Origin of the sequence: Granulicella sp. L60, from assembly GCF_009765825.1 — a bacterium.
GTDB lineage: Bacteria > Acidobacteriota > Terriglobia > Terriglobales > Acidobacteriaceae > Edaphobacter.
The window spans coordinates 739,366-751,301 of sequence record NZ_LMUR01000010.1; the positions used below are offsets into that span (position 1 = coordinate 739,366).

11 protein-coding genes and 4 tRNA genes are annotated in these 11,936 nt (G+C 60.5%); 9 read left to right on the top strand and 6 right to left on the bottom strand.

Annotation, left to right across the window (positions count from 1 at the left end; genetic code table 11):
- Positions 1-243 precede the first annotated feature (243 nt).
- Positions 244-843 carry a 16S rRNA (guanine(966)-N(2))-methyltransferase RsmD gene (gene rsmD / locus GSQ82_RS06265; RefSeq protein WP_158791249.1) on the top strand — a complete coding sequence of 200 codons (600 nt, stop codon included), beginning with the start codon at positions 244-246 and terminating at the stop codon, positions 841-843.
- Here the strand turns inward: rsmD and GSQ82_RS06270 are convergent.
- From GSQ82_RS06270 to thiL, 3 genes are all read right to left on the bottom strand, one after another.
- On the bottom strand, positions 794-1,423 hold the full coding sequence (locus tag GSQ82_RS06270; protein ID WP_371417158.1) for a hypothetical protein: 630 nt from the start codon (positions 1,421-1,423) through the stop codon (positions 794-796). The two genes, rsmD and GSQ82_RS06270, sit on opposite strands and share 50 nt — an antisense overlap.
- Positions 1,423-2,556: a cystathionine gamma-lyase gene (locus tag GSQ82_RS06275; RefSeq protein WP_158791251.1), complete on the bottom strand. Its 1,134-nt coding sequence runs from the start codon at positions 2,554-2,556 to the stop codon at positions 1,423-1,425. The genes GSQ82_RS06270 and GSQ82_RS06275 overlap by 1 nt, the downstream gene beginning before the upstream one ends.
- A gap of 76 nt (positions 2,557-2,632) precedes the next feature.
- On the bottom strand, positions 2,633-3,733 hold the full coding sequence (gene thiL / locus GSQ82_RS06280) for a thiamine-phosphate kinase (protein WP_158791253.1): 1,101 nt from the start codon (positions 3,731-3,733) through the stop codon (positions 2,633-2,635).
- Positions 3,734-3,995: 262 nt separating this feature from the next.
- Here thiL and GSQ82_RS06285 point away from each other — a divergent pair, with 262 nt between their 5' ends.
- Positions 3,996-4,988: a M23 family metallopeptidase gene (locus GSQ82_RS06285; protein ID WP_158791355.1), complete on the top strand. Its 993-nt coding sequence runs from the start codon at positions 3,996-3,998 to the stop codon at positions 4,986-4,988.
- A 284-nt stretch (positions 4,989-5,272) separates the two neighbouring features.
- A complete protein-coding gene (locus GSQ82_RS06290; protein ID WP_158791255.1) occupies positions 5,273-6,742 on the top strand; it encodes an HD-GYP domain-containing protein in 1,470 nt (489 codons plus the stop codon).
- A gap of 86 nt (positions 6,743-6,828) precedes the next feature.
- Here GSQ82_RS06290 and GSQ82_RS06295 read toward each other — a convergent pair whose 3' ends face one another.
- The 3 genes from GSQ82_RS06295 to GSQ82_RS06305 all read right to left on the bottom strand — a co-directional run bounded on the left by GSQ82_RS06295 (position 6,829) and on the right by GSQ82_RS06305 (position 10,374).
- On the bottom strand, positions 6,829-8,148 hold the full coding sequence (locus GSQ82_RS06295) for a sorbosone dehydrogenase family protein (RefSeq protein ID WP_158791257.1): 1,320 nt from the start codon (positions 8,146-8,148) through the stop codon (positions 6,829-6,831).
- A gap of 304 nt (positions 8,149-8,452) precedes the next feature.
- On the bottom strand, positions 8,453-9,454 hold the full coding sequence (locus GSQ82_RS06300; protein WP_254061453.1) for a hypothetical protein: 1,002 nt from the start codon (positions 9,452-9,454) through the stop codon (positions 8,453-8,455).
- Positions 9,455-9,594: 140 nt separating this feature from the next.
- Complete coding sequence (locus GSQ82_RS06305) at positions 9,595-10,374, bottom strand: hypothetical protein (RefSeq protein WP_158791261.1); 780 nt, start codon at positions 10,372-10,374, stop codon at positions 9,595-9,597.
- Between the two features lie 216 nt (positions 10,375-10,590).
- Between GSQ82_RS06305 and GSQ82_RS06310 the strand changes: the two genes are divergently transcribed.
- From GSQ82_RS06310 to GSQ82_RS06335, 6 genes are all read left to right on the top strand, one after another.
- Positions 10,591-10,666: transfer RNA gene (locus GSQ82_RS06310), tRNA-Thr, on the top strand.
- A 173-nt stretch (positions 10,667-10,839) separates the two neighbouring features.
- Positions 10,840-10,926, top strand: a tRNA-Tyr gene (locus tag GSQ82_RS06315).
- Positions 10,927-10,975: 49 nt separating this feature from the next.
- A complete protein-coding gene (locus GSQ82_RS06320; RefSeq protein ID WP_158791263.1) occupies positions 10,976-11,158 on the top strand; it encodes a hypothetical protein in 183 nt (60 codons plus the stop codon).
- Between the two features lie 48 nt (positions 11,159-11,206).
- Positions 11,207-11,281: transfer RNA gene (locus GSQ82_RS06325), tRNA-Thr, on the top strand.
- Positions 11,282-11,313: 32 nt separating this feature from the next.
- Positions 11,314-11,388, top strand: a tRNA-Gly gene (locus GSQ82_RS06330).
- Between the two features lie 43 nt (positions 11,389-11,431).
- Complete coding sequence (locus GSQ82_RS06335) at positions 11,432-11,752, top strand: hypothetical protein (RefSeq protein ID WP_371417159.1); 321 nt, start codon at positions 11,432-11,434, stop codon at positions 11,750-11,752.
- Positions 11,753-11,936: the final 184 nt, after the last annotated feature.

Below are 11,936 nucleotides of genomic sequence, written 5' to 3' on the forward strand. Positions count from 1 at the left end.
GCTGGAGGATATCCTGCCGGACGGGCCGCCTGCTCGGCGGGAGGTCACTTCGTGACTTTTGTACTGGTCGGGGGAATGCGAGCGGCTTGGGGCCTCGCGTTGCTCGGCGGAGGATGATTCCGACCGGCGGGAGGAGCTTTGCTGCTGATTTGGTCACGACAAGGTATACACGTCACGAAGTGACCTCCCGCTGAGTAAGCGGCCAGTCCGGCAGGACATCGGTTTTACCTATAACTTAAAGACATGCGTGTCATTGCTGGAACATTTCGTTCACGTCAGTTGGTTGCACCGCGTGGTATGCAGACTCGTCCTACGAGCGACCGGCTGCGCGAGACGCTTTTCAATATTCTTGCGGCGCGGCTGGTTGGGTGCCGCTTCGTCGATCTCTACGCGGGCACTGGCGCGGTCGGCATCGAGGCGATCAGCAGGGGAGCGGAGCATGTGTGGTTTGCGGAGAATGCAGAGCCTGCGCTGGAGTCGCTGCGGCAGAACCTCTCTGCGCTGAAGATCAGCCAGGGTTATACGCTGGAAGATCGCGGCGTCGGGGCGATGTTGCAGCGTCTCGGGAAGCTGACGCAGCCGGTCGATCTTGTTTATGTGGATCCTCCGTATGACTCTGATACGGAGTACTCCGGCACGCTGAACTTTTTCGGCAGTGCGCGGGGGCGGGAGATTCTTGGGCCGAATGCTCTTGTCATCGCGGAGCACAGCAGCAAGGCCAAGCTGGCGGCGCGGTATGGTGCGCTGGAGCATATACGCCTGTTGAAGCAGGGGGATGCGGCGATCAGCTTCTTTACCTCGGCGGAGGTTGAGCAAAGCCTCCACCCTGATGAAGGCCAGTAAGAAGGTCGAGGGTGAACGGAACCTCGCGGTCGGTGAGGAGATTCCATCCGGTGCCGTGCAAGGTGTTGGCTTCGATGCCGGTGATGCGGAGGCCCTCCCAGCTTAGGCGAGCGGACTCCCACGCGAGGCCGCCGCGGCCCCAGGCGAGGATGGAGTGGAAGCCGGCGAACAGGAGCAGTTGGTGGGTGGGCAGCGAACGTACTTCGACGACGGGCTTCATCGCGAGGAGGGTGCAGTGCTCCGGCTCGGCGGTGTCGATGAGGTACACGTAGCCTCCGGCGACGGCGCATAGCTCCTGCGGATTGGGAGAGGCGAAGACGCCGGTGGGCATCGCGGGGTTGGTGAAGCCTAAGGCGCAGGTGGCAAGAAACGTTCCTCCGATTGAAGGCTTGACGATTAGCTGCAGGGCGCCGCGAGCGAGGGCGTCTTCTTCGCCGGGAATCTGTTGCGGGTAGGTGAACTGGCGCGCCGGTGCGATGAGCGGAGGCGACTTCAGGATCTCGGCGCTCCAGTTTTGCGGGAACGCTTCGATGGGTCTGGATGAGTCGGCCGGGTCTGTCCTCTTTGTCATCTCTGTCATCAGATTGCGTCCAGCGCCTGAGCCATGTCTTCGATGAGGTCTTCGATGGCCTCGCAGCCTGCGCTGAGACGGATGAAGCCCTCGCCGATGGCATCGCCACCCCAGCGTGCGCGGCGTTCGGCAGTGGTTGATATGCCTCCGAAGCTGGTGGCCTCGGTGAGCAGTGTTGCCTTTTCGAGAAAGGTCTCTGCGGCGGACTTGTCGCGCAGGATAAAGCTCAGGACAGGGCCGAAGAATCGCATCTGTCTGGCTGCGATGTCGTGGCCGGGATGAGTGGGCAGGCCGGGGTACATAACGCTGACGACCTCTTTGCGCGTGGCGAGGAACTCTGCGATGCGCTGGGCGTTCTGGCAGGCGCGTTCGAGCCGCAGGGGAAGGGTTGCGATGGAGCGGAGGGCGAGCCACGCCTCCATGGGGCCGAGGACGCCTCCGGTGAGGGTGCGCCACTGGTCGACCTTCGCGTGAAGCTCCAGGTCGCGCGTGGCGACGTGGCCGATGAGGAGATCGCTGTGTCCGGTCATGGCTTTGGTGTCGGAGGCGACGGAGAAGTCCGCGCCGAGGGCGAGTGGAAGCTGGCCGAGTGGCGTGGGGGTGGTGTTGTCGACGGCGACGAGGACGCCTGCGCGATGGGCGGCTTCGCTGAGCAGGGCGATGTCGCAGATCTCCATGCCGGGATTGCTGGGCGACTCCAGCCAGAGGAGGCGTGCGCCTTCGAGGAGCTGTGCTTGTGCGTTGTTTGCTGTGGGCGCCATGCGCAGGACGACGCCCATCTGCGCGAAGTACTCCTGCAACAGGATGCGGGCGGTGTAGTAGGCGTTGGAGGGAAGAACGACGACGTCGCCGGGACGCAGCACGGCTCCGAAGACGGCGGCACAGGCGGCCATGCCGGAGGCGAAGACGAGCGCGTGGGCACGGTAGCTTTCGCCGGAGGGGAACTGGCCGGACTCCATCTGTGCGATGGAACGTTCGAGCGAGGTCCAGGTGGGGTTGTGCGAACGAGCGTAGGTGTAGGGAGTGTCCGACGGGTCGCCGGGGGTGTGGTAGGGCGCGGCGAAGACTGGGCCGGCGTGGAGGGGTTCGCCGGGAACGGTGCGGCTGAGCGTGGAACGGATGATTTTAGTGGCGTCGCGCATGGTGTTTGGATGAGCCTGGGGGATCGAAGCTATGGGCTGCGACGGATTCCGGCAGATTCGATTGATGGTAGCAGGCTCAGCGCGTGGTTTTTCTCGTCGGCTTCGTGGGTTTGGAGAAGTGCTCCCAGCCGCCCGGCTCTAACGGTGTTCGCGTGTCGTCCGGTGCGATCAGAGTAATGAGGGGTTGGTTTGCGCGCTTGCGTGTGATGCTGCCGATGGGTGTGATCGGAACTCCGGCGAGTGATGAGGGTATGCGAGTGGAGGCGGGTGCGGTGAAGAGTAGTTCGTAGTCTTCGCCGCCGTGCAGGATGGCGTGGAGAGCGGCCGCTGGTGAGAGCTTGCGCGCCTGGGGGTGTATGGGGATGGCGGCTTGTTCAATCTCGGCGCAGACGTTGGAGGCTCGGCAGAGGTGGGCGAGGTCGGTGGAGAGACCGTCGCTGAGATCGAGGCAGGCGGTGGCGAGGCTGCGGCGCTGGAGGGCTTCGCCTACGTCGAGACGCGGCTCCGGGAAGAGGTGGGGATGGTTTTCGAAGGTGCGGACTTTGAGGACTTTGCTGGTGGTCTTGCTGGCGGGCTTGGTGCGGACTTTCAACAGGGAGGTCAGTTCGGCGTGGGCTCCGCCTAGATGTCCGGTGACGTAGAGGAGGTCGCCGGGCGAGGCTCCGGAGCGGCGCAGGGCCTTGCCTTTTGGTGCGGAGCCGATGAGGACTATGTCGGCGAGGATGTTGGCGTGGCTGCCTCCGGGGGACTCGGAGGTGTCGCCGCCGGCGAGGGGTACGCTGTGCAGCTCGGCGAGTGCGCGGAGGCCGTCGAAGAAGCGTGCGACCCAGATTCGACCTGCGGGGCTGGAGAGCATGGCGGCGGGAAGCGCGAGGGAGAGAAAGGCGGCGATCGGCTCTGCGCCCATTGCGGCGAGATCGCTGAGGCCACGGGCGAGGCAGCGGTGGCCTACCGACTCGGGAGGGTGCAGGTCGCGTCGGAAGTGACGGCCTTCAAGGGTGAAGTCGGTGGTGACGAGGACTTCGCAGCCGGATGGCGGACGGAGGATGGCGCAGTCGTCGCCGATGCCGAGGGTGACTGCCTTGCTGGTGGCGGGGAAGGTTTGGCGGATCTGCTCGATCAGGCCGAGTTCGCCGGTTGGGGAGGGTGGTGTTTTCACGCTGAAGGCAGCATACATGGAGCACGTTACGTTCCATTTGTGACCCATTTGTGGTACGCGGATCGTGAATTCCGAGTCGTGCGAGGTTGCGCCGGGGTACCCCGTTTGTTACGCTTGTAGAGGAAGCTCGCGATAGAATTCCAGTCTGGAATGGTAATTGGCGAAGTTGATATTGCTTTCGTGATTTGCGCCGATAACGTACTCTCCGGGCCGCGGCTTGATTCGCGGACAACTTTCGGGTCAGGATCTGTGCTTGAAGCTTAAAAAGCGTTATTACATAATGTTCGTCAGCCGCGACGAAGATGGTCACCTAAACAAGGTGCCAGTGCCTCTTCACTATGCGTATGTTTTCGTTGCTGCTGCAGTGATCGGTATGTTCACGATTACGGGGCTGGCAGGATCGTACTCGCGGATGCTGATTAAAACGGCACGCTTCAACCAGCTTCGGCAGGATCACAACTCCCTTCAAAAGGACTATGCGCATCTCGAACTGGCTGCGCATGAGAAGGACGTGGAGGCGGCGTCGCTGGGCTCTCTGGCAAGCGAGGTGTCCGCGCTGTACGGCCTGACGGCGAGCAAGCTGGCGACGCCCATGGGCAAGCTGACCGATAGACGCCACGGCAAGTCTGCGGGTGTGGCTGAGGTTGCTACGACGCCTCTGGCGGGAACGTCGACGGATCTGACCAATGACGGGTATTACAAGTCGCTGGACTCTTTCTATGCGCTGCGCAGCTCGGCGATGAGCGGAATGGCTTCGCGAGCGATCTCGAATCTTGGTACGCCCGGCTATAGCTCCGGCGATGTCTTCGGCAATGGGATGGGAAATCTGGACGCTGCTTATGTGCCTACGCTTTGGCCGATCATGGGACCGATCACGAGCAGCTTTGGCCAGCGTGAGGATCCTATTTTGGGTAATGGCGAGGGTGAGTTCCATACGGGTATTGATATCTCTGCGCCGAACGGCGTTCCTATTCGGGCTACGGGCGATGGCACGGTGAAGCAGGCTGAGATGGCGAACGGCTATGGACGCGAGGTTGTGATCGACCACGGACATGGCGTTGAGACGGTGTATGGCCATATGTCAGGCTTTGCCGTGATCGCGGGACAGACGGTGGTGCGCGGTGAGGTGATCGGGTATGTCGGACACAGCGGACGCACGACGGGCTCGCATCTGCACTATGAGGTTCGGATTCACAACACACCGGTGAACCCGCACAAGTATCTGCGGACGACGCTGGCGGATCTGGGCAGCGAACAGACGGCCGGTCAGTAACGCATCACTATCACAGGCTAGTAGAAGATTGAGTGAGTGGGTAGGACGACAGGGATGACCGATAAGGTCATCCCTGAGTTTTTTGTGGTGGAAGGCATCTCGGCGAATGCGGCGTGTGGCCATTCCCGTATCGGACCTTGTGATCTTCGCTGCATCTTTCGGGGCATATGCCTGCCGCCATGGTGGCCGATATATTTCTCAGAGCGTCGTAAGCCGCCAGCATGGAGCTACGAGCCATCCTCCAGAGAGTTCTTCCTCTGGATCTATGAAGGAACGAGATTCGCATGGTTCAGACCTCCGCTTCCTTCCAGCAGGGCGAACAGGATCAAGACGGCTCCATCTCCCTCTCCGAGATCATCTCTGCGCTGTCCTACGCGCTGGACCTGACCGAAGGAGCTGTTCACGGGCATGCACTGCGTAGCTGTCTGCTGGGTATGCGCATTGCCGAGGAGGCGAAGCTACCCTCCGACCAGACCAGCAGCCTTTACTTTGCACTTCTGTTGAAGGATATCGGCTGCAGCAGCAACGCGAGCCGCATGTGCGAGATTATCGGCGGGGACGACCGAGCGGTGAAGGCGGGCGTGAAGTTCGAAGACTGGACCAAGGTGGGCCGACCGACGGTATCGTCGCTGAAGCTGCTGTGGAAGAACGTTCTTCCGCACTCGGGCACGGCGGCAAGGATCGGCCGGATACTTCATCTCGGAGCCAATCAGCATAAGAATAATGAAGAGATGATCGCTCTGCGCTGCGACCGTGGTGCGAGCATCATCAGCAAGCTCGGCATGGGGCAGTTGGCGGCGGGTGCTGTTCGCAGCCTGGACGAGCACTGGGACGGCAGCGGCTATCCGGACAGTGTGAAGGGTGAGCAGATTCCGCTGCTCGCACGTATCTGTTCGATCGCACAACATCTGGATGTCTTCTCCGCAGGACGCGGAACCCGGCAGGCCATCGAGACTCTTCAGGATCGCAGCGGGACGTGGTTCGATCCGTCGCTGGTCCGCATCGCCATGTCGCTCGATCGTCGCGGCGCCTTGTGGACGCATTGCCTTCCGGGCGACTGCGAGGAAGATACGCGGCAGGCTGTTCTGGACCTCGATGGCGACCGGCGACGGAAGCTGGACCCGGGCCAGATCGATCAGATCTGCGAGGCGTTCGCGGATGTAGTTGATGCCAAGTCACACTTTACCTTCCGTCATTCGGTGGGTGTGGCGGACGCTGCGTTCGGGATCGCTAACAATCTTGGACTGTCGCCGGACCGCGTGCAACTGGTTCGCCGTGCGGCTCTTCTGCATGACGTCGGCAAGCTGGGCGTGTCGAACACCGTTCTCGACAAGAAGAGTGCGCTGAACTCTGCTGAGTGGGAGGCGGTCTACGAGCATCCCACGATGACGCGCCGCATTCTGGAGCGCGTCGGGCCGTTTCGAGAGATGGCGGTGATCGCGGGCGAGCATCACGAGAAGCTGGATGGCTCGGGTTATCCCAATCATCTGATCGAGCCCGATCTCTCGCTGGAGTCCCGCATTATCGCGGTGGCGGATGTGTACGGCGCTCTGTCTGAGGATCGTCCGTATCGTGCAGGCATCAATCTCGACCAGACGATATCGATCATGAAGAAGCTGGTGCCCAAACAACTGGATGCGGAGTGCTTTGAGGCGATGGTCACCCTGGCCACCGGCCGGCGTGACGTGGCATACGTGCCGGAGCTTAAGTTGTCGGATGCAGATCTGATGTATGCATTCGAGTCTGCTATCTAACAGAGCTGTACAGATCGCAGAACAGAAAGAGGAGCGGCCATTGCTCCCGTGCCGCTCCTCTATTTTTTTCCTGCATTACTTCCGTTTTATTTTCCTGTGTAGATGACGTGCCAGATGGTCTTCGTTCCATCGTCGGAGACGAAGAGCGAGCCGTCATTGCCTGTGGTTACGCCGACTGGCCGTCCCCAGACCTTGCCATCCGGCGTAACGAAGCCGGTGAGAAAGTCCTCGTACTCGCCGGTGGCGTGGCCGTTACGCATGGGAACGAGGATGACCTCGTAGCCGGCGCGCTTGGACTTGTTCCACGAGCCGTGTTCGGCGGCAAAGGCATCGCCTGTGAACGAGGACGGGAACTGCTTGCCGTTGTAGAAGACCATCTCGAGCGAGGCGAAGTGCGGCTGCAGGAGGACGTCGGGCGTGATGACCTTGTCCTTCAGCTCCGGGTGCGTTCCCATCAGGCGTGGGTCCTGGTGGCCGCCCATGTAGTACCAGGGCCATCCGTAGAAGCCGTCTTCCTTGACGCTGGTGATGTAGTCGGGGACGAGGTTGTTGCCCAGCCGGTCGCGCTCGTTGGTGGAGCACCAGAGCTGGCCGGTGGTTGGGTTGATGGCCTCGCCCACGCAGTTGCGGATGCCGCTGGCGTAGACCTTGAGGAACTTGCCCTCGGGGGTGAACTCGAGCACGTCAGCGCGGTGAAACTCGTTGGGATGGGTGTCTGGATCGTCGACGTTGGAGGCAGAGCCGACAGAGACCAACATCTTTGTGCCGTCGGGGGAGAAGACGACGTCGCGCGTCCAGTGGCCGCCGCCGCGAAGCTGGGCGAAGCCGGGGAGCTGGGCGACGATGGTCTCGGGCGCGCCGGTTGCGACGAGGTCGCCGGACTTGTACGGGAAGCGGACTACGGTCCTGGTGTTGCCGACGTAGACCCACTTGGGATTCGGTCCGCTGGGATAGAAGGCGATGCCGAATGGAAGGTCGAGGCCAGTTGCGAAGGTGGAGACCTGCTTCGCCTTGCCGTCGGGGCCTACGCCGCGCAGGACCATAATTTTGTCGCCGTGGGAGTCGGCGAGGAAGATATCGCCGTTGGGTGCTGTGCGCATCAGGCGTGGCTCGGTGAAGCCCTGGGCGTAGATCTCGACCTTGAAGCCCTTGGGTGCGACGGGCCATGCGCCTTCGGGCCGCGGGATGAGGCTGGCGCCGTTATCGGTGGACTGGTCTTCCTTGGGTTCGGGCAGGTCGGCGAGGGTGATCTTACGGCGGACGCCGGGGTGCTCCTGCGAGTAGTCGGTGAAGGCGTCCTGGCCGGTGATGACGCCGCCGGACTGAGCGAAGACCGCGGCGGGCAGCACTGAAGCGACGGAGGCCAGGGCCAGGATGCGAAGAGCAGGAATAGAAAATCTATGCATAACCATCTCTCCTTGGAGCATGAAAAACTTGGAGCGTGAAAAAAAGTTGGAGCGTGAAAAAGAATAGGGATGTGAGAAGAATCGGAGTGCGAACAAAAGCTTACGATTCGTTGGATGCTTTGGCCGCCTGCTCGAATCAGCTTGCGATTTGACGATGTGAAAGGCTCGATCACTTTGACGAATGGGACGCAATTAAAGTTTGACGCAAGAAGAACCGTGCGCGTGCGCTGGTGTGGCTCTCAGCGGTAGAGGATCGTTTGTTCTCTTTGATTTGGCGATGGAACGGTGAATGGAGGGTAAAGATCTACTGCTGTGGAGCGGACGCCGGGGAGCCAAGTTGCTTGATGAGTTCGAGCGGGATATTCGCGGTGAGCACGGCCCGATCTTTGTGCTGCTCGATCTTTGAAGAGTCGATGAGATCGCGAAAGGATGCGTTGGAGGCGGCGTTCTGCTGCAACTGCGCCTGGGCCTGCTGGACGGTTTTGAGGAGGGTGAGCAGCGTGGTCAGGGTTTCGGTTGCGTGGGCCGCCTCGGCTTCGGTGGGGGTGATCTGCTCGATGCGCATGTGAAGCGTGCCCAGATAACGAAGGCTGGCGACGAAGGTGGTGTCCTCGGGCAGAGGCAGTTGCAGGCCGAAGACGCTGATGTAGCCGCGATCGGAGAAGGGAAGTCCGATGTGGCCGATGGCCCAGGCGCTGGAGAAGGCGGGCACGTCGCGGTAGCGTGCGGAGAGCAGCGAGGAGCCGGAGAAGGGCGAGGCTGCGGCGCGGTTGCGGTCGAGGATGGAGTGGATTTGCTCGACGGTCGGCATGTTCGAGGCGGCGATGGTGTCGTAGCCGAGCTGCGCGATGCGAAGAGGCCGCGTGATGTGGCCGTCGCCGACGGGGACGGTGAAGATCTCGTGGCCGGCGTAGGTCTCTTTTGCAGTGGCGATGGAGGTGAGATAGCGGGTGAGGCGCTCGCCGTCGAAGCGGCCTTCGAAGACTTCGGAGTAGCCGACCGGGCCGTTGGGTCCGTTGGGGTCGTCCATGCGGTGCAGGGCGAAGGCGGCTGCGTCGAGGTCGCGCTCAGGTACGATGCCGGTGGCATCGATGAACTGCTGGTACTCGGGGCTGCGTACGACAGGGGAGCGATCGAAGTGGGTCGCGGCGCGGAGAGGCTTCAGGTTGGCGTAGACGATGGCGTCGGACTCCGGCAGAAGGCGTGCGGCCTCGGGTGGAGCGGCCTTTCGCAGCACGAGGGCGACGACCAGCGCAGCCATCAGCGCCAGCATCAGCAGCAGGGAGTAACGTGTGCGCTTACGCATCAGGAGCATGGCCGGTCAGGCGAGATATCTGCATGGTCAGTACGAAGCCTCGACTTCGGGGCTTCCACAGATAAGCATAGACTATCGCCGGTCGTTTATGGCCTCGCGTCGCGTCGTCTCCGCCTGGCATCTGTCCAGAGCTATTCAAGAACCTTGAAGGTGTAGATCTTTCCGCCGCTCGCTGCGTTTGACGAGGTAATCGCGCCCGGTGGCAAGATGCCATACTCTCCAGGAGTCGCGCTGGTGGGTAAAGTCACCTGATACATGCGCGTCGCAACCTTGGTAGCGGTGAATTCAATATCATCGCGGCTGGCTCCGGTAGAGTTGTGGATCACGCCGCCAGTCTGAGAGCGAAATTCACGGCTCTTGCCATTGCTTGGACGCAGCTTCAGCAACTGATACTCGGCAGGCGCCGTGCCCTCGGTAACATAAAGCAGAAAGTCCACAGGCTTTGTGACGGCGAGCTTCGCGGAGTCTCCTTCAATGTGGCCGTTTTTATCCTGCTTGATGATGCCTTGGCTTGCAAAGCTCTTCAGCACGCCGCCGGACTTGTAATTGACGATCTCCGGCGCCATTGCCACCCAGCTGCCGTTCCGGTCTTTGTAGTAGACGCCGACCTCGTCTATACCGGCGATGGCAGGAGTAGCGCCGCCAGCGACTGGCGCGGCTGGGGCATTTGCCTTCGCGATCATCGCGGCAATCACCTTGTCCGATACGCCCTGTTTCTTGAGGGACATCATGTCGTCGGTGGTCAGGGAGTACGTTCCAGGCTGGGCATTGACGGTGGCGACTACGAGGTCATCCCCTATACCCGACTTTGCAAGCTTCACGACAGCGTCGTTGTTGAGCGCCTGTTGCGCGAGCGTCACAGCAGAGGTTAGTGCGAATAGGCACACAGCGATTGAGCGCAAACGGAACATCGAAGGACGCCTCCAGGGATTAGAGAGAAGTTAGAAGATAGGCCTGAGAACGCAAATATCGTAGCATGACCGAAGAAGAGGATAGTTACTGCAGTGAGGGATAAGGGGTCATTGCTACGACGCCCGCGCTATGCTAAAGTTACCTCTGCGGCGCACTCTGCGCGGGCACTGCTGCGCGTCGGGCGGCTGAGCTTACAGAGAGCAAATGTTGTGTGGGCTGGCGTAGCTCAGCTGGTAGAGCATCTGATTTGTAATCAGAGGGTCGGGGGTTCAAGTCCCTTCGCCAGCTCCAGTTCCACATAGCGGAACAAGAAAGACGGATTTGGTTGTACTGCTTGCCGTTCTGGTGTTGCAGACCTCCGGTCATTCCTTCAAGGTGATGTACCCGCTCGATTCGCGGTCAGGATCGGCTGCGGGCTTGATAGGTTTGGTTGTGGGCTGTGCGCTGGAGTTCAAGCAGGGTGTGCACAGGTGGCCGAGTGGTTAATGGCAGCAGACTGTAAATCTGCCACTCTTCGAGTTACGGAGGTTCGAATCCTCCCCTGTGCACCATAATTTTGTAGTTGTTTTTCGAAGTTGCAAGTGGAACGTTGCAGTACTGGTGAGTGTTTTGGATCTAAGCCCTGCAGGCAGCGGAAGGATGTGGATTGCGCTGGCTATCCTGGGGGTGTTGGCGATGGCTGTCTGGCAGACGATGGAGCCAGGCAAGTTTCAATCGCTGACATGGGTCTTGTTAGGATTTTTTGCCTTCCGTGTCATACTCGGACGGCTTCGTTCGCGGTAGGATTGTAAGGTAAAGATTTTCAAGAGTTTTGTTTTCAGGTTTTGTCATGCTGGCGTAGCTCAGTGGTAGAGCACTCCCTTGGTAAGGGAGAGGTCGAGAGTTCAAGCCTCTCCGTCAGCTCCAGATTTTTGTTCCGCCTAGATTTTGGCAGGTAAGCGGGAGTAACTCAGTGGTAGAGTCACAGCCTTCCAAGCTGTTGGTCGCGGGTCCGATTCCCGTCTCCCGCTCCAAAGATTTAGAACGCGGCTTTGACGTCGAAGGCCGCAGGAGAGTGTGTTGAGTAGTCTGTATCAGCAACCTGTACTTACCGTCTCCGATCCGGAGACCTTCAACGCGGTGAAGGCGGCAGTTGAAGGATCTTTCTCTTCAGGACGCGTAGCGGATTTTCTGAAGTCTCTGGAGCGCTCGAAGCTGCGTATCCGCGACTTTGAAACGGTCCTTAGCAAAGGGTATCTGGGAGCGTCCACGGCTGCGGAGTACGGCAGGCTGGGCAACTCCGACCAGGGCCAGATTCGCGAGCTGTATCTCGCCAGCCTGGAACGCGTCGCACCGGAGCTGCGGGAGACGTTCTTCAAGCTGTACGCGTACTACTGATCGATATCCTGATCGGCACGCTTCGCCACAGAGTTTTAGTTTTGCAAGTTTAGTTTCGTTTGAAGTATTTACCTGAACCCCGGTGCACGCGCCGGCCAACACGAGGAGACGAGCAGTCATGGGCAAGGAAAAGTTTGACCGGTCAAAGCCGCACGTAAACATCGGAACGATCGGGCACATCGAT